Here is a 15675-nt window from a genome sequence, read left to right as displayed (position 1 = left end):
AGGATTTTTATGCACATCCTTTTAATGGGCCCTCCTGGTGCTGGTAAAGGTACACAGGCAGCTAGGCTAGTAGAAGAATTTAAAATTCCTCATATCTCTACTGGGGATATGTTTCGTGCAGCAGTAAAAGAAGGTACTGAACTTGGAAAACAAGCAAAAGCTTGCATGGATGCTGGACAATTAGTTCCAGATGAAGTTACAATTGGTATTGTAAAAGAACGTTTAGCTAAAGCTGACTGCGAAAAAGGATTTATTTTGGATGGTTTTCCTCGTACAGTAGAACAAGCTGTGGCTTTGGATAAAATTTTAAGTGAATTAGGTTTAAAACTTAACTGTGCTTTGAACGTTGCTGTTCCAGCAAGTGAATTAATCAGAAGAGCAGTTGGTCGTCGTATTTGTAAAAAATGCGGTGCTACTTATCATGTAGAATTTAAGCCATCTAAGAAAGACGGAATTTGTGACGTGTGCGGCGGTGACCTTTATCAAAGAGCTGACGACAGCGAAGCAACAATGAAAAATCGTCTTTCTGTTTATGAAGAACAGACAAAGCCTCTTATTTCTTATTATGAAAAAGAAGAACTTTACAAAGAAGTTGACGGAAGTCAGTCAATGGATAAAGTATTCCAAGACATTGTTGCAATTTTGCGCAGTTAATTGATAATATAATACGGTAATATATCTGTTGTAAAAAAAGTGTGAAAAAAATCGCTGATAATGATATATTTAAACGCTGTAATATGTTATAATTAATATTCGGGCAGTAAACAGGAATGTTTTTCTGTGGCAGATAACAATAATGTTGGGCATGGCATTGCTGTAAAAACGGATTACTGACAGGTTTGGGCATATCATGGGCATGATAATTCAAACCTCAAAGAGTTTTCGGCCCAACTTAAGCTTTAATTGAAGGAGAATTTCATGTCTAAGCAAGATGTAATTGAAGTTGAAGGTAAAGTATTAGAAGCTTTGCCTAACGCAATGTTTAAAGTAGAGTTAGAAAACGGTCACGTTGTACTAGCTCATGTTTCTGGTAAAATTCGTATGAATTTTATCCGCATCCTGCCAGGTGATAAGGTTACTATTGAACTTACGCCTTATGATTTGACCAGAGGCCGAATCACTTACCGTTTTAAATAAGACCTATTTTTATAATTTGATAGGCATTATAGCAATGTAGAAGGAGGTACATGCAGTGAAAGTTAGACCATCAGTAAAACCTATTTGTGAAAAATGTAAAGTTATTAAACGCAAAGGTCATGTAATGGTTATTTGCGAAAATCCTAAACATAAACAGAAACAAGGATAAGGAGGTGCTGATTGTATGGCACGTATTGCCGGTGTAGATTTACCACGCGATAAACGAGTTGAAATTGCTTTAACATATATTTTTGGTATTGGTCTTAAAACTTCTCAGGATATCTTAGCTGCTACTGGTATTAATCCAGATACTAGAGCACGTGATCTTACTGAAGATGAAGTTGCTAAGTTACGTGAATATATCGACAAAAATCATCTTGTAGAAGGTGACCTTCGTCGTGAAATTTCTTTAAATATTAAACGTTTGGTTGAAATCGGATGCTATCGCGGTAGACGCCATCGTTTAGGCTTACCTGTACGCGGTCAGAACACAAAAAATAATGCGCGTACTCGTAAAGGCCCTAAAAAGACTGTAATGGGTAAAAAAGGCTAAGAAGAAGGAGGTTTAATAAGTGGCAGCAAATAAAACATCTCGTCCAAAGAGAAAAGATCGTAAAAATGTCGAATATGGTGTTGCACACATTCGTTCGACTTTCAATAATACAATTGTTACTATCACTGACAAAAATGGTAATGCTTTATCCTGGGCTAGTGCTGGTGGACTTGGCTTCAGAGGTTCTAGAAAAAGCACTCCATTTGCAGCTCAAATGGCAGCAGAAGTTGCAGCAAAAGCAGCAATGGAACATGGTTTAAAACAGGTTGAAGTATATGTAAAAGGTCCTGGTGCAGGTCGTGAAGCTGCAATCAGATCTTTACAGGCAACTGGTCTTGAAGTTAACATGATTAAAGATGTTACTCCAATTCCACATAATGGTTGTCGCCCACCTAAACGTAGAAGAGTATAATTAGGAGGTTGAAGTAGAAATATGGCTATTGACAGAGTTCCTTCTCTGAAAAGATGTCGCGCTCTCGGCTTAGAAACAGCTGTAGTTGGTCTTGCAAAAAGCTCCAAAAGACAGCCTAAACGTTCTGGTCGTAAAGTAAGCGAATACGGAATGCAGTTAAAAGAAAAACAAAAAGCTAAATTTATATATGGTGTATTAGAAAAACAGTTTAGAGCTTATTATGATAAAGCTAAAACTATGCCAGGCGTAACAGGTGAAAACTTACTTGGTCTTCTCGAACGTAGAATTGACAACGTTGTTTTCCGTTTAGGTCTTGCATCCACTCGTCGTCAGGCTCGTCAGCTCGTTTCCCATGGTCACATCACTGTTAATGGTAAACGTCTTGACATTCCTTCCGCTTTAATTAAAGTTGGCGATGTAATCGGTGTTAAAGAAAAAAGCCGTGGTACTGCATTATTCAAAGAAATTGCAGAAAGCAAAAATGCTTTAAACGTACCAGCTTGGCTTACTGCTGATATCCAGAATCTTAGCGGTTCTGTTACAAGATTCCCTAACCGCGACGAAATCGATATTCCAGTTGATGAACAGGCGATTGTCGAATTGTACTCCAGATAATATGTCTGTGTTTTATAGCGCATAGAATAGGAGGTTGTTTCAGATGATCGAAATCGAAAAACCAAAGATTGAGATTGTGGAAATAAGTGAAGACAACCGTTATGGTAAATTTGTCTGTGAACCATTGGAACGCGGATATGGTACTACTCTTGGCAACAGCTTACGTCGTATTTTGTTGTCTTCTTTAGAGGGTGCGGCTATAACATCTATCAAAATTGATGGTGTTCTTCATGAATTTTCTACTATTCCTGGGGTTCGTGATGATGTAACAAACATTATCTTAAACTTAAAAGAATTATGCTTAAAAATGCATGATGAAGAACCTCATACCATTCGTATAGATGTTACTGGTGAAAAAGAAGTAACAGCAGCAGACATTATTGTTGATTCTGATATTGAGATTCTCAATAAAGATTTGCATATTGCTACTGTTGATGAAACTGGTTCTTTGAAAATGGAAATGGTAGTTGAACGTGGAAGAGGATATACACCTGCTGATAAAAATAAAAAACCAGATCAGGTTATTGGTATTATCCCTATCGATTCCATCTTCTCTCCTATTCAAAGAGTTAACTACACAGTAACAGATACTCGTGTTGGTAATGTTACCGACTATGATAAACTTACATTAGAAGTATGGACTGATGGTTCTATAAAACCAGAAGAAGCAGTAAGTAAATCAGCTAGCATTTTGATTACTCACTTGCGTCTATTCCAGAATATGGGTGGTTCTGTAGAAGATATTCCTGCTGATGAAGGAATTTTCAATACACCAGAAGAAGATAATACTTCTAAAGTTATGGAAATGACAATCGAGGATCTTGATTTATCTGTACGTTCTTATAACTGCTTGAAGAGAGCTGAAATCAACACTGTTGCAGATTTAATGCAAAAGAGTGAAGATGATATGATTAAAGTTAGAAACCTTGGTCGTAAATCTCTTGAAGAAGTTAAGAAAAAATTACAGGAATTAGGATTAACACTCGCTGAAAAAGAATAACAGGAAAGGACAGGCTGCTAATGGGCTACAGTAAATTAGGACGCAACTCCAGTGCACGTAAAGCTTTATTCCGTAGTGTGCTAGTTTCCCTTTTTAAACATGAACGCATTGAAACTACTGAAGCTAAGGCTAAAGAAATCAGCGGTCTTGCTGAAAAACTCATTACCCTTGCAAAACGCGATGACTTAAGTGCTCGCCGTCAGGTTATTGCTGAACTTGTTGATAAAGAAGTTGCAAAAAAATTATTCGATGAAATTGCACCTAAATATAATGACCGTAATGGTGGTTATACTCGTATTCTTAAATTAGGCGTACGTCGTGGTGACGCTGCTCCAATGGCTCTTTTAGAGTTAGTAAAATAATTTAGAATTAGTAATTCATTGAATTATTGATATGTGAGGCGGTCAAATGGGCCGCCTTCGCCTTATCAATTAAGTTAAAAATTTAATTAATAGATTTTTGGTTTACTTGATAAGGTGATTGTGTTAACAATTTAAAATGGGTATAATAAGAACTGTAATTTTGATTGCAGTTCTTATTTTTTTATATAGATTTATAGGTGATGATATTGAGTTTTATAGAAGTAAAAAATCTCACACATATTTTTAGGGAAAATGATGAGAAAAAAACAGAAAAAATAGCGTTAGATAATATTAATTTAAAGATAAATAAAGGTGAATTTATAGCTATTATTGGCGTTAATGGTTCAGGCAAGTCAACACTAGCAAAGCATTTCAATGGCTTATTATTGCCAAGTGAAGGTGAATGTATTGTTGATGGCATGGAAGTTGATGATAGTGAGGATATTTGGAAAGTACGTCAAAAAGTAAGTATGGTATTTCAAAATCCTGACAATCAAATAATCGCTACTGTAGTAGAAGATGATATCGCTTTTGGCCCTGAAAATATGGGTCTTGAGCGTGAAGAAATAAAAGATAGAATAGAATTTGCTTTAAAATCTTTGCATATTGAGCATTTGCGCAAGATGCCACCGCATTTGTTATCGGGTGGGCAAAAACAATTGACTGCTATTGCTGGGGCTATAGCGATGCGTACTCAGTGTATAGTTTTAGATGAACCGACAGCAATGCTTGACCCACAGGGTAGAAATGCTGTAATGAAAGCATTGAAGGAATTACATGAAAAATATAATATAACTATTATTATAATTACACATTTCATGGAAGAAGCTATGCAAGCAGATAGAATTATTGTCATGAATGATGGCAAGATAATACAAGATGGTATGCCAAAAGATATTTTTAAACAAAAGGAAAATTTAAAGAAAATAGGTCTTAGTGTGCCTTTAGCTGTAGATATTGTAGATGCTTTGCAGAAAAAAGGTTTGAAATTAGCTAATGTTTTTGACAATGAAAATTTAGCTAAAGAATTACAGCAATTAATATGTAAATAATATTAAATAGATTTTAAAGTGGTGAGAAGATGCCAATAGAGGTAAAAAATATAAGTCATATTTATATGGAAAATACGCCATATGAAAAAAAAGCATTAAATAATGTCAGTTTAACAATAAATGAAGGTGAATTTGTAGCTATTGCAGGTCATACAGGTTCAGGAAAATCCACACTTATGCAACATTTTAATGGTTTATTAAATCCTACTAAAGGTGAAGTTTTTATTGATGGAATTGACATTAATAAAAAGAAGGATAAAAAGACCTTAAATGCTAGACGTAGTGTGGGGATGGTGTTTCAATATCCAGAACAACAATTATTTGAGGAAAGTATTTTTGCAGATATTGCTTTTGGCCCTAGAAATTTTGGTTGTAGTGAAGATGAAGTAAAGCAAAGAGTCAAAGAAGCAATGGATTTTGTAGAATTAGATTATGAGGAATATAAAGATAAATCTCCTTTTTTATTGAGTGGCGGTCAAATGAGACGTGTGGCAATTGCAGGAATAATTGCATTAAAGCCTAAATATCTAGTTTTAGATGAGCCGACAGCAGGTCTTGACCCTAGACTTAAACAAAATTTATTGCAAAAGGTAAAAAGATTACATCAAAAAGAAAAAATAACGATTATTATGGTATCGCATAATATGGACGATATATCACTTTTAGCAGATAAGGTAGCTATTATGAGACAGGGAAAATTAATGATATATGGCGAGCCACGTGAAGTTTTTACACATAAAGATGTAATTGAACAAGCAGGCTTATTAGAGCCAGAAGTGATGCAATTATTGCGAAAAATAAAAGAATATGGTTTAGATGTGGATATAAATGCTTTAAATAAACAAGAAGCTTTAAATAATATTTTAGTAGCTTTGAGAAAGAGAGGGATAAAATGCTAACTGATATAAAAATTGGTCAATTTTTCCCAGCAAATTCTTTATTGCATAAATTAGATGCTAGATTGAAAATCGTAAGTTTATTTATTTTAATCGTGGGGATTTTTATTTTTGATAGCCAATTAGACTATATTATATGGTGCGTGTTAATTGGGTCTTTGATGTATATGTCAAAAATTCCCTTAAAAATGTTTTTTATATCCATAAAGCCGATTATCTGGATTATTTTATTTACTTTTATTTTGCATTTATTTACGACACAAGGAAAAGTTATTTTTGAAGTTTGGAAGCTCAGTATTACATGGGAAGGTTTGGCAAATGGTAGCTTTGTCTGTCTTAGATTGTTATTATTGATGTTTGGAGCATCTTTATTGACATTTACAACGCCACCACTTGTATTATCTGATGCTTTAGAAGATTTAATGAAGCCATTAAAAAGATTTGGCGTGCCTGCTCATGAATTAGCTATGATGATGACAATAGCACTTCGTTTTATTCCTACTTTATTGGAAGAAACAGATAAAATTATAAAAGCTCAAAAATCTCGTGGTGCTGATTTTATGACAGGAAATATCTTAAAAAGGGTCAAAGCTTTTATGCCAATATTGATACCGTTATTTATCAGTGCTTTTCGCAGAGCAGATGATTTGGCTATGGCTATGGAAGCAAGATGTTATCATGGCGGAGTGGGTAGAACACGCTTGAAACAATTGAGTTTTGCCTCTAGAGATTATATAGCAATGACTGCTTTTATAGGGATTTTGTTAATTTTGACAGTTATAAAAATAGTTTTTCCTCATATGGTATTATTTACTTTATAAAATTAAATATGTATAATCTAAAAGAACTAGTTTATTTTAAATGTATATAATAGACTAGTTCTTTTTTGAAGCGATAAAATAAAAAATTAAACGAGGATAGAAAATGAAATCTGAACATAAGGAAATGATGAAAGCTAGAAGACGTAATATAAAACTTACGCTTAGTTATGATGGGACAAATTATCATGGTTTTCAAAGACAGACTAAAGTTATAGCTGTGCAAAATGTATTAGAGGGTGCATTATTTAAATTATTTGGCGATAGTATTGAGTTAGCGGCAGCAGGTAGAACAGATGCTGGTGTTCATGCTATAGGTCAAGTGGTGAATTTTTTTACTGATGGAACTATTCCTATTCAAAATGTAGTGCGAGCAGGAAATCGCTTGTTGCCAGATGATATAGTTTTATTAAAAGCAGAAGAAGCTGACCGTGATTTTAGTGCACTACATAGTGTAAAATCTAAGATTTATATTTATAAGGTTTTTGAAAATGAATTGGCAGACCCATTTATGAATAGATTTTATTGGCATGTAAATAAAAAATTAAATTTAGAAGATATGCAAGAGGCTTTAAAATATATTGAAGGAGAACATGATTTTTCCTCATTTCGTTCTGCTGGCGGAAATGATACAAGCCCTATTCGCGAAATTTATGAAGCTAGTTGTACAAAAGAAAAGAATGTATATACTTTTAAATTTTGGGGCAGTGGATTTTTATATCATATGGTCAGAAATATCATGGGTTTGATGATAAATATTGGGCTTGGTAGAGTGGATAAACATGAAGTGCCCAAAATAATAGAGGCTAAAAATAGAGCTTTAGCAGGGAAGATGGCGCCAGCAAATGGCTTGTATTTACAAAAGGTATATTATTGATAATATTTTGTTTAAACTATGGATAATAAAAATGTAGAGGTATAAATGGTTATTTTAATTGCAGGTGCTAGTCATACAGGAAAGACTTTATTTGCACAGAAACTATTAGAAAAATATAAATATCCTTATTTAAGTATAGATCATTTAAAAATGGGTTTAATTAGAAGTGGGCAAACTAATTTAACAGTGGAAGATGATGAGCAATTAACGAAATATTTATGGTCAATTGTTGTGGAAATGATAAAAACTGCTATTGAAAATAAACAAAATTTAATTGTTGAAGGCTGTTATATTCCAGCAGATTGGAATGGGTATTTTAAACAAAGATATTTAGAAGAAATAAAATATTGTTGTTTAATTATGAGTGAAGAATATATAAAAAATAATTTTAGTATGATAAAACAAAAAGCGAGTATCATTGAAAAGCGTTTAGATGATAGTTATTGTACAAAAGAATTGTTGATAGAGGAAAATAAACGTAATTTAGAGATATGTAAGCAATATAATTATAAATATATATTAATTGATGAAAAATATAATATAAGTGATATATAAAAAAAGCAGTAGATTTATATCTACTGCTTTTTTGTTAGCGAATAATTTGATTAGTTACCAGAACAACCATGTTTATCTTCATGGCAAGCATGACCATGACCACCGCAAGAATGACCGTGACCATGATGATTGCATTGTACATTAGCATTATAGTTTAATGTGCCATTAAGATATGCTTTTACAGCTTCATCAGCATTTCCCATAACGCCACCGAATAATTTAATACCAGCTTGAGCTAAAGCGTTTTGAGCTCCACCGCCGATACCACCACAGATTAAGATATCTGCTTGAGCATTATTTAAAAATGTAGCTAAAGCACCATGTCCTTGACCTTGTGTATCAATGATTTGTTCGTTTACGATTTGATTATTTTCAATATCATAAACTTTAAATTGTGATGTATGACCAAAATGTTGGAAGATATTTCCATTATCGTATGTAACAGCTATTCTCATTGTATTTACTCCTTTTTTAGTTATAATTTGTTGTTTGTGAATTTTTCGTTTAGGGCAATTTTGTAAACAGTTTTGTTCTCCTTGGCAAAGTTGATAATTGCCACCAGAAATCAATAGTGGACGACCATGTACAAGGCTATTGGCTATTTTATAGCGAGCCATTTCATATATTTCACTGACTGTAGTGCGAGAAATATTCATTTGTTTAGAAGCTTGTTCATGGGTGAGTTTATTTAAATCTATTAGGCGAATTACTTCATATTCATCTAAGGTCAAAATAATTTTTTCACCATTAGAGATGCCTTCAGGAATAAAACTATCATAAGTGGGTTCAAAACAAATTTTGCGACAGCGACTAGGTCTTGCCATAAAATCATCTCACTAAAATTTATTTCCGACATATGTCGATTATTATTATAAGATATTAATCAAGAAAAAACAAGTTTAATTAGAAAATTTTTCAGATAATCATTTGACTTGGAGTTTACTTAAAGTTTTATAATAATAAAAAATACATAAGAAAAGAGTGGTTTTTATGGATAACGGAGAAAAATATCAGGATAAATTATTAAATGATAAATCTATATTATTTGGCGAAACAGACCCAGATTTTGCAAAGTTTTTTGCTGATTTTGCTTTTGATGATGTCGTTAATCAAAATGATTTAGATGATAAAACTCGCATGATGGCTATACTTGCCACATTGATTGGTTGTCAGGGCAGAAAAGCTTTTGAAAGTATATTACCAGATAGTTTGAAGTTGAATGTTACACCTGTAGAAATAAAAGAAATAATTTATCAAGCTGTAGCTTATCTAGGAATAGGTAGAGTATCTGACTTTTTAGGGATTGCAAATGATTGTTTTAAATCTTTGAATATCAATTTGCCACTTGAAGCACAATCAACAACTACAAGACAGACTAGATTAGAAAAAGGTATACAAGCTCAAGTTGATATCTTTGGCGAAAATATGAAAGATTTTTGGAAATCCGGAGATAGTGAAACTAGACATATAAATCGTTGGCTTGCAGAAAATTGTTTTGGTGATTATTACACTCGCAAAGGTTTAGATTTAAAACAAAGAGAGATGATAACTTTTTGTTTTATCTTGGCACAAGGCGGTTGTGAAAATCAATTGACAGCACATATTCAAGGTAATTTAAATGTTGGCAATGATAAAGAATTTTTATTAAAAGTTTTAACTCAATGTTTGCCGTATATTGGTTATCCTAGAAGTTTAAATACCCTAGCTTGTATAAAAAAAGTTTGTGATAAATAAGGAAAGAAGATTTTTTGATGAAAGATGTTTTATTATTAGTAGGCGCAGGTCAAATAGGTATGGCTATCGCTAGACGTATTGGCTTTGATAAAAAAATAATAATTGGTGATAAAAATTTAGATAATGCTAAAAAAATAGCAGATATTATGTATAATGCAGGTTTTGATGTAAATTATTTAGAAGTAGATTTAGCAGATAGAATATCTATTAAGAATTATATACAGGAAGCTCAAAAATATGGTCAGATAGGAATGCTTATAAATGCAGCTGGTGTATCACCTAGTCAAGCTTCTATAGAAACTATTTTAAAAGTAGATTTATATGGAACAGCTGTTTTATTAGAAGAAGTCGGAAAAGTAATCAAACCATATGGCACAGGCGTAACGATTTCTAGTCAATCAGGTCATCGCATGGAAGCTTTAGGTAGTGAAATTGATGAACAACTAGCAACTACTGATTGTGAAGATTTATTATCTTTACCTGTTTTACAAGTAGAAAATATAAAAGACAATTTACATGCTTATCAATTAGCAAAACGTTGTAATGTAAAAAGAGTTATGGCAGAAGCTGTAAAATGGGGTAAGAAAAAAGCTCGTATAAATTCAATTTCTCCAGGGATTATAGTTACTCCACTTGCTATAGATGAATTTAATGGCAAAAGAGGTGCTTTTTATAAAAATATGTTTGCCAAAGCACCAGCAGGACGACCAGGTACAGCAGATGAAGTGGCAAATGTAGCAGAATTATTGATGAGTGAAAAAGGTAGCTTTATTACAGGTGCAGATTTCTTAGTTGATGGTGGAGCTACAGCAGCATATTTTTATGGCGATTTAAATAAATAAAGATAAAAGAAAAGGAACTTAGTTTTAAGTTCCTTTTTTTATATTAATTATTATCATCGATTTTTATTAAATCACTTTTATAAGGAATTTTTCCAGATAATACATCTTGATAAAATTTATTTTTATAATCAATATATGCTAAATGCTCATTTAATTGAGATAACTTTAAAAGTAAAAATTCTTTTTGTTTAGCTAGCATTTTCATGCGTTGAGGTATAGTATTTTGTCCTTCTAAGCATAGAGCTATATATTCTTTTATCAATTTTATGCTCATACCACATTGTTTTAAGCAATTTAAGTTGTTAATCCAACGAATATTATGTTCATCAAATATGCGATAGTTATTTTTATCTCGTTTAATATTGGGAACAAGACCTTCATTACAATAATATTTTAAGGTTTCATAAGATAAATTTGTAAGTTTACAAGCTTCTTTCATTGTATACATAATACTACCTCCTATAAGTATTGACCGGTAGTAACTACCGAAGAGTATGCTTTTAGTATAGCAATAAGATATAAAAAAAGAAAGAAGTTGTTATAATGAATTGGCGGAAAATATGTATATGTACATTGATGACTACAAATATATTTATTAGTAGCGCTGGAGCTATGGATAAACCAGTAACTATTGTAGACCAAGGTAGTTTTTTTGCTGGCGGCACAGTAATACAAGCAGAGGGTAATAGAGATTTTTATAAACCAACAAAACCAGAAGGGCAAACTTTACATGGTGATCATGCATATGTTTTTTATCAAAAACCTCAAAATGCACATAAATATCCATTAGTATTTTTACATGGTGCAGGTCAATCTTCTAAGACATGGGAAACTACACCAGATGGTAGAGATGGTTTTCAAAATATATTTTTAAGTAAAGGATATAGTGTTTATTTGATAGACCAGCCTCGTAGAGGAAAAGCTGGACAATCAACCGTAGCAGGTAATATATCAGCACAGCCTAATGATCAATTGTGGTATGATAATTTTCGTTTAGGTAAATATCCTAATTTATATAAAGATGTACAATTCCCAAAAGACAAAGAAAGTTTAAATCAGTTTTTTAGACAGATGACACCAGATACAGGTGCTTATGATAAAGATGTTATCAGTGATGCAGTAGCTAAAGTATTTGATAAATCTGGTGATGGAATATTAATTACACATTCACAAGGCGGAGAACCAGGTTGGTTTACAGCAATAAAAACAGATAAAGTAAAAGCTATTGTAGCTTATGAACCAGGGAGTGGATTTGTTTTTCCAGAAGGAGAAGAGCCAGAACCAATACAAACAACAAGTCCATTTGGTGCATTAAAAGCAAATACTATTCCTTTAAAAGATTTTATGAAATTAACGAAAATACCTATTGTAATTTATTATGGTGATAATATAGCAACTGAACCTACTGATGAATGGAATAAAGATAATTGGAGAATTCGTTTACAAATGGCTAAGTTATGGGCAGAAGCCATAAATCGTCATGGAGGAGATGCAGAGGTTGTTTATTTACCTGATTTAAATATAAGAGGTAATACACATTTTATGTTTGCAGATTTGAATAACAAAGATATTGCTAATTTAATGGAAGCATGGTTAAAAGAAAAGTCTTTAGATAAATAATAAAAGGAAGCGAGTTTTTATGAAAGTATTATTAGTAAATGGAAGTCCACATAAACAAGGGTGCACTTATACTGCATTAAATGAAGTAGCGAAATCTTTAAATGAAAATGATATAGATACAAAAATATTTTGGATTGGTAATAAGCCTATAGGTGGATGTATAGCTTGTAAGTCTTGTGTTACTAAAGGAAAATGTATTTTTAATGATATTGTAAATGAATTTTTAGATATAGCAATAAATTATGATGGTTTTATCTTTGGTACTCCTGTACATTGGGGAGCTATGGCAGGTAATATGGCTTCTTTTATGGATAGAGTTTTTTATGCAGATTTTTGTAGTAATAAGCAAAGTTTTTTGTTGAAACCAACAGCAGGTGTGATTTCAGCAAGAAGAGCAGGTACTACAGCTACTTTTGATCAGATTAATAAGTATTTTGCTTTAATGCAAATGCCAATAATTTCTTCTCGCTATTGGAATATTGTTCATGGTACGAATGCGCAAGAAGTACAAATGGATATAGAGGGTATGCAAGTTATGAGAATTTTAGGAAGAAATATGGCATACTTTTTAAAATGTAAAAAATTAGCTACAGAAATGGGATTGAAATTACCACAACAAGAAAAAGTAAATTTCACGAATTTTATTAGATAGACTAATTTCTTGTGAGAATAGGGGTCTTTTTATGAAAAAGATAATATTGATATTATGTAGTATATTAGTGAGCTTATCTTTAATGGGCTGTATGGATAAAAATTCTACGGTTACTGAACAAGAAAATAATTCTGCAAGCGTTGATACTAATCAAAATGCATCAAAAAGCTTAGTAGTATATTTTTCACGTGCTGGTGAAAATTCTAGTGTAGGAAATATTGAAAAAGGAAATACAGAAATTATTGCTGAGATGATAGCTCAGGAAACAAATGCAGATTTATTTAAGATAGAGCCAGTGGAAGATTATCCAGTAACATATGATGAATGTGTGGCATTGGCCAAACAGGAGAAAGAAAGTAATGCTAGACCAGAAATAAAAGGTGATATAGATATAGATAAATATGATGTAATATTTGTAGGATATCCAATTTGGTGGAGCGATATGCCAATGCCTGTGTATACTTTTTTGGAAGCACATCAATATGAAGGAAAAACAATTATACCATTTTGTACACATGAAGGCAGTGGTTTAGCTAATACTGAAAATTATTTGCGTAATGTTTGTAAAGGCGCAGAAGTTTTAAATGGCTTAGCTATAAGAGGAAGAATTGCTCAAAATGAACAGGAAAAGGCAAAAGAAGAAGTTGAAAATTGGTTAAAAGAGATAAATATTATAAAATAGGTAGAATGGGAGTATTTGTATGGAATATGTAGTCTTAAATAATGGATTAAAAATGCCTAAATTGGGATTAGGTGTATATCAAATAACAGATGAGTTTGCATGTAGAAATACTGTAGAAAGTGCGTTAGATATAGGTTATAGATTAATTGATACAGCACAGGCATATCATAATGAAAAATTTGTAGGTGATGCGATAAAACAAAGTAATATTCCACGTGAAGAACTATTTATCACAACTAAATTATGGTTAGCTGATACAGGATATAAATCAACAATAAAAGCTTTTGAAAATTCTTTGAAGAAATTAGGATTAGATTATTTAGATTTATATTTAATACATCAACCTATAGGGAATTATTATGGTTCTTGGAAAGCTATGGAAGAATTATATGAACAAGGACTGATTAAAGCTATAGGTGTGGCTAATTTTATGCCTGATAGATTGATGGATTTAATTTGTAATAATAAAATTTTGCCGGCAATAGACCAAGTAGAAGTTAATCCATTTTGCCAAAGACAAATAGATGAAATTATGATGAAAGAAAAAAATGTACAAATGCAAAGTTGGGGTCCTTTTGCTGAAGGTAGAAATAATATTTTTCAAAATGAAGTTTTACAAAAAATAGCTGATAAATATCAAAAATCTATAGCACAAATTATTTTACGTTGGTTATTACAAAGAAATATTGTATGTATACCAAAATCTGTAAGAATAGAACGCTTAAAAGAGAATTTTAATGTATTTGATTTTAAATTATCTAATGAAGATATGAATTTAATATCAACATTAGATACTAAAAAAAGTTGTTTCTTTAGTCATTATGATCCTAAGATAATAGAATGGCTTTGCTCCATGAAATAAGAAAAATAATAAATTTAGAAGCTGAAATAAAAAATTATATAATATGTAAAGTAAAAGCTCTTTGATTAAAAACTAATCAAAGAGCTTTTTGTTAGTGAATAAAAAGGATTTATAAAATTTTTAGATTTTATTTAAGGTTATTTTTGAAGAATAATTCTAATTTATCAAATGGTATTTTATCAATTTTGTCATATAAATCAATGTGTTCAGCATCATCTACAACATATAATTCTTTAGGTTCAGAGGCTTTATTAAATGCTTCTTCACTGAAAAATTTAGAATGAGCTCTATCGCCAACAATAAATAATATTGGACGAGGAGAAATTTCATCAAGATAATCAAGTAAATGATAATTCATAAAAGCAAGATTACTAGTTGTGGTAAAGCCACCTAAAGCATTGATATGATGTCCTCTTTTTAAAGCGTAAAAACGGAACCATTCAGCTGTTGGTTCTGTTAAATCTTCAGGAACTTTTTCAAGTGGTTTATCTGGAAAATATGGAATGTATTCAGGATAGCCATTTTGAGCATCAATCCATCTTTGTTTAGATAATTTTTCTTTAGTAGCTTGAACAGTTTCTTTATCCATGCCTAAGCGAGAAGCTACAGTCATATCATACATTGAAGCTGTAGCTACAGCTTTTATACGTGTATCCATCTGTGTTGCAGATAAAGCGAAACCACCAGAACCACAAATGCCGATAGCTCCAATTTGCTCACGGTTTACCAAATGCGAGCGTAAAGCCCCTAAATTTATTTATGGGGATATAAGCTCGCTAAAAAACAATGATTCGATATCATTGTTTTTTATTGTATTATATTTTTAATAGTTATATAATACTTTTATGAAATATAAATCAAATAATAATATAGTATATTCTTGTAAGTATCATGTAGTATTTTGTCCTAAATATCGTAGAAAAGTGTTGAACAATGGTGTTGATGAACGATTAAAGGAGTTGATTAATAATATTTGTCAGGAGCTTCACGTCGATTTAATCGAGAT

General features: G+C 31.9%; 23 protein-coding genes. 20 read left to right on the top strand and 3 right to left on the bottom strand.

Annotated elements, in window-relative coordinates; all coding sequences use genetic code 11:
• The first annotated feature begins 9 nt into the window (after window positions 1–9).
• From F553_RS0100110 to F553_RS0100050, 13 genes are all read left to right on the top strand, one after another.
• Window positions 10–654, top strand: coding sequence for an adenylate kinase (locus F553_RS0100110; RefSeq protein WP_018998533.1), 645 nt, complete (start codon window positions 10–12; stop codon window positions 652–654).
• A 264-nt stretch (window positions 655–918) separates the two neighbouring features.
• Window positions 919–1137 carry a translation initiation factor IF-1 gene (gene infA, locus F553_RS0100105; protein ID WP_008538853.1) on the top strand — a complete coding sequence of 73 codons (219 nt, stop codon included), beginning with the start codon at window positions 919–921 and terminating at the stop codon, window positions 1135–1137.
• Window positions 1138–1192: 55 nt separating this feature from the next.
• Window positions 1193–1306 carry a 50S ribosomal protein L36 gene (gene rpmJ, locus F553_RS0100100; protein WP_004092858.1) on the top strand — a complete coding sequence of 38 codons (114 nt, stop codon included), beginning with the start codon at window positions 1193–1195 and terminating at the stop codon, window positions 1304–1306.
• A 15-nt stretch (window positions 1307–1321) separates the two neighbouring features.
• Entirely contained in the window at window positions 1322–1690 is a 369-nt protein-coding gene (rpsM, locus tag F553_RS0100095; RefSeq protein WP_015562925.1) for a 30S ribosomal protein S13, read from the top strand.
• 19 nt (window positions 1691–1709) lie between these two features.
• Complete coding sequence (gene rpsK / locus F553_RS0100090) at window positions 1710–2102, top strand: 30S ribosomal protein S11 (RefSeq protein WP_018998532.1); 393 nt, start codon at window positions 1710–1712, stop codon at window positions 2100–2102.
• A gap of 21 nt (window positions 2103–2123) precedes the next feature.
• Window positions 2124–2717, top strand: a complete 594-nt coding sequence (rpsD, locus tag F553_RS0100085; RefSeq protein WP_008538847.1) for a 30S ribosomal protein S4 — start codon at window positions 2124–2126, stop codon at window positions 2715–2717.
• 43 nt (window positions 2718–2760) lie between these two features.
• Window positions 2761–3717 carry a DNA-directed RNA polymerase subunit alpha gene (locus F553_RS0100080; protein WP_008538846.1) on the top strand — a complete coding sequence of 319 codons (957 nt, stop codon included), beginning with the start codon at window positions 2761–2763 and terminating at the stop codon, window positions 3715–3717.
• A gap of 20 nt (window positions 3718–3737) precedes the next feature.
• A complete protein-coding gene (gene rplQ, locus F553_RS0100075; RefSeq protein WP_008538845.1) occupies window positions 3738–4079 on the top strand; it encodes a 50S ribosomal protein L17 in 342 nt (113 codons plus the stop codon).
• Between the two features lie 200 nt (window positions 4080–4279).
• Window positions 4280–5131 carry an energy-coupling factor transporter ATPase gene (locus F553_RS0100070; protein WP_026296879.1) on the top strand — a complete coding sequence of 284 codons (852 nt, stop codon included), beginning with the start codon at window positions 4280–4282 and terminating at the stop codon, window positions 5129–5131.
• A 29-nt stretch (window positions 5132–5160) separates the two neighbouring features.
• Window positions 5161–6030, top strand: coding sequence for an energy-coupling factor transporter ATPase (locus F553_RS0100065; protein WP_018998530.1), 870 nt, complete (start codon window positions 5161–5163; stop codon window positions 6028–6030).
• Window positions 6024–6848 carry an energy-coupling factor transporter transmembrane component T family protein gene (locus F553_RS0100060; protein ID WP_018998529.1) on the top strand — a complete coding sequence of 275 codons (825 nt, stop codon included), beginning with the start codon at window positions 6024–6026 and terminating at the stop codon, window positions 6846–6848. The genes F553_RS0100065 and F553_RS0100060 overlap by 7 nt, the downstream gene beginning before the upstream one ends.
• A gap of 103 nt (window positions 6849–6951) precedes the next feature.
• Complete coding sequence (truA, locus tag F553_RS0100055; RefSeq protein WP_018998528.1) at window positions 6952–7722, top strand: tRNA pseudouridine(38-40) synthase TruA; 771 nt, start codon at window positions 6952–6954, stop codon at window positions 7720–7722.
• 45 nt (window positions 7723–7767) lie between these two features.
• Entirely contained in the window at window positions 7768–8277 is a 510-nt protein-coding gene (locus tag F553_RS0100050) for a P-loop nucleotide/nucleoside kinase family protein (RefSeq protein ID WP_018998527.1), read from the top strand.
• 50 nt (window positions 8278–8327) lie between these two features.
• On the opposite strand, the gene F553_RS0100045 is transcribed toward F553_RS0100050, so the two are convergent.
• On the bottom strand, window positions 8328–9101 hold the full coding sequence (locus F553_RS0100045) for a DUF134 domain-containing protein (RefSeq protein WP_018998526.1): 774 nt from the start codon (window positions 9099–9101) through the stop codon (window positions 8328–8330).
• Window positions 9102–9267: 166 nt separating this feature from the next.
• Between F553_RS0100045 and F553_RS0100040 the strand changes: the two genes are divergently transcribed.
• Both F553_RS0100040 and F553_RS0100035 read left to right on the top strand, forming a co-directional pair.
• Window positions 9268–10011: a carboxymuconolactone decarboxylase family protein gene (locus tag F553_RS0100040; protein ID WP_018998525.1), complete on the top strand. Its 744-nt coding sequence runs from the start codon at window positions 9268–9270 to the stop codon at window positions 10009–10011.
• 17 nt (window positions 10012–10028) lie between these two features.
• Window positions 10029–10853 carry an SDR family oxidoreductase gene (locus F553_RS0100035; RefSeq protein WP_018998524.1) on the top strand — a complete coding sequence of 275 codons (825 nt, stop codon included), beginning with the start codon at window positions 10029–10031 and terminating at the stop codon, window positions 10851–10853.
• Window positions 10854–10896: 43 nt separating this feature from the next.
• Here F553_RS0100035 and F553_RS0100030 read toward each other — a convergent pair whose 3' ends face one another.
• On the bottom strand, window positions 10897–11301 hold the full coding sequence (locus F553_RS0100030; protein ID WP_018998523.1) for a MerR family transcriptional regulator: 405 nt from the start codon (window positions 11299–11301) through the stop codon (window positions 10897–10899).
• A gap of 95 nt (window positions 11302–11396) precedes the next feature.
• Between F553_RS0100030 and F553_RS0100025 the strand changes: the two genes are divergently transcribed.
• From F553_RS0100025 to F553_RS0100010, 4 genes are read left to right on the top strand one after another with little or no spacing between them, the layout of a single operon-like run.
• On the top strand, window positions 11397–12473 hold the full coding sequence (locus F553_RS0100025) for an alpha/beta hydrolase (protein WP_033405376.1): 1077 nt from the start codon (window positions 11397–11399) through the stop codon (window positions 12471–12473).
• Window positions 12474–12492: 19 nt separating this feature from the next.
• Window positions 12493–13125, top strand: coding sequence for a flavodoxin family protein (locus F553_RS0100020; RefSeq protein ID WP_018998521.1), 633 nt, complete (start codon window positions 12493–12495; stop codon window positions 13123–13125).
• Between the two features lie 31 nt (window positions 13126–13156).
• Window positions 13157–13807, top strand: a complete 651-nt coding sequence (locus F553_RS0100015) for a flavodoxin (protein WP_018998520.1) — start codon at window positions 13157–13159, stop codon at window positions 13805–13807.
• A 19-nt stretch (window positions 13808–13826) separates the two neighbouring features.
• Window positions 13827–14669 (top strand): aldo/keto reductase, encoded by an 843-nt coding sequence (locus F553_RS0100010; RefSeq protein ID WP_018998519.1) that lies wholly within the window; start codon window positions 13827–13829, stop codon window positions 14667–14669.
• A 127-nt stretch (window positions 14670–14796) separates the two neighbouring features.
• On the opposite strand, the gene F553_RS12635 is transcribed toward F553_RS0100010, so the two are convergent.
• On the bottom strand, window positions 14797–15399 hold the full coding sequence (locus F553_RS12635) for an alpha/beta hydrolase (RefSeq protein WP_008538832.1): 603 nt from the start codon (window positions 15397–15399) through the stop codon (window positions 14797–14799).
• Window positions 15400–15514: 115 nt separating this feature from the next.
• Here F553_RS12635 and tnpA point away from each other — a divergent pair.
• Window positions 15515–15675, top strand: a 161-nt coding sequence (gene tnpA / locus F553_RS12245) for an IS200/IS605 family transposase (RefSeq protein ID WP_156809608.1), incomplete at its 3' end; no start/stop codon positions are given.

Source organism: Megamonas rupellensis DSM 19944, assembly GCF_000378365.1.
GTDB lineage: Bacteria > Bacillota > Negativicutes > Selenomonadales > Selenomonadaceae > Megamonas > Megamonas funiformis.
Note: the sequence above shows the minus strand (reverse complement) of the source record. Positions and strands in the feature narration are given on the sequence as shown.

Excerpts from the sequence above, each read along its gene's own strand:
- F553_RS0100050 (WP_018998527.1), top strand. The coding sequence starts at position 7,768 with ATGGTTATTTTAATTGCAGGTGCTAGTCATACAGGAAAGACTTTATTT.
- F553_RS0100045 (WP_018998526.1), bottom strand. The coding sequence starts at position 9,101 with ATGGCAAGACCTAGTCGCTGTCGCAAAATTTGTTTTGAACCCACTTAT.
- F553_RS0100020 (WP_018998521.1), top strand. The coding sequence starts at position 12,493 with ATGAAAGTATTATTAGTAAATGGAAGTCCACATAAACAAGGGTGCACT.
- F553_RS0100025 (WP_033405376.1), top strand. The coding sequence starts at position 11,397 with ATGAATTGGCGGAAAATATGTATATGTACATTGATGACTACAAATATA.
- F553_RS0100035 (WP_018998524.1), top strand. The coding sequence starts at position 10,029 with ATGAAAGATGTTTTATTATTAGTAGGCGCAGGTCAAATAGGTATGGCT.
- F553_RS0100030 (WP_018998523.1), bottom strand. The coding sequence starts at position 11,301 with ATGTATACAATGAAAGAAGCTTGTAAACTTACAAATTTATCTTATGAA.
- F553_RS0100070 (WP_026296879.1), top strand. The coding sequence starts at position 4,280 with ATGATATTGAGTTTTATAGAAGTAAAAAATCTCACACATATTTTTAGG.
- F553_RS0100015 (WP_018998520.1), top strand. The coding sequence starts at position 13,157 with ATGAAAAAGATAATATTGATATTATGTAGTATATTAGTGAGCTTATCT.
- F553_RS0100110 (WP_018998533.1), top strand. The coding sequence starts at position 10 with ATGCACATCCTTTTAATGGGCCCTCCTGGTGCTGGTAAAGGTACACAG.
- rpsD (WP_008538847.1), top strand. The coding sequence starts at position 2,124 with ATGGCTATTGACAGAGTTCCTTCTCTGAAAAGATGTCGCGCTCTCGGC.
- rplQ (WP_008538845.1), top strand. The coding sequence starts at position 3,738 with ATGGGCTACAGTAAATTAGGACGCAACTCCAGTGCACGTAAAGCTTTA.
- F553_RS0100010 (WP_018998519.1), top strand. The coding sequence starts at position 13,827 with ATGGAATATGTAGTCTTAAATAATGGATTAAAAATGCCTAAATTGGGA.
- F553_RS0100065 (WP_018998530.1), top strand. The coding sequence starts at position 5,161 with ATGCCAATAGAGGTAAAAAATATAAGTCATATTTATATGGAAAATACG.
- F553_RS0100080 (WP_008538846.1), top strand. The coding sequence starts at position 2,761 with ATGATCGAAATCGAAAAACCAAAGATTGAGATTGTGGAAATAAGTGAA.
- truA (WP_018998528.1), top strand. The coding sequence starts at position 6,952 with ATGAAATCTGAACATAAGGAAATGATGAAAGCTAGAAGACGTAATATA.
- infA (WP_008538853.1), top strand. The coding sequence starts at position 919 with ATGTCTAAGCAAGATGTAATTGAAGTTGAAGGTAAAGTATTAGAAGCT.
- F553_RS0100060 (WP_018998529.1), top strand. The coding sequence starts at position 6,024 with ATGCTAACTGATATAAAAATTGGTCAATTTTTCCCAGCAAATTCTTTA.
- F553_RS0100040 (WP_018998525.1), top strand. The coding sequence starts at position 9,268 with ATGGATAACGGAGAAAAATATCAGGATAAATTATTAAATGATAAATCT.
- rpsM (WP_015562925.1), top strand. The coding sequence starts at position 1,322 with ATGGCACGTATTGCCGGTGTAGATTTACCACGCGATAAACGAGTTGAA.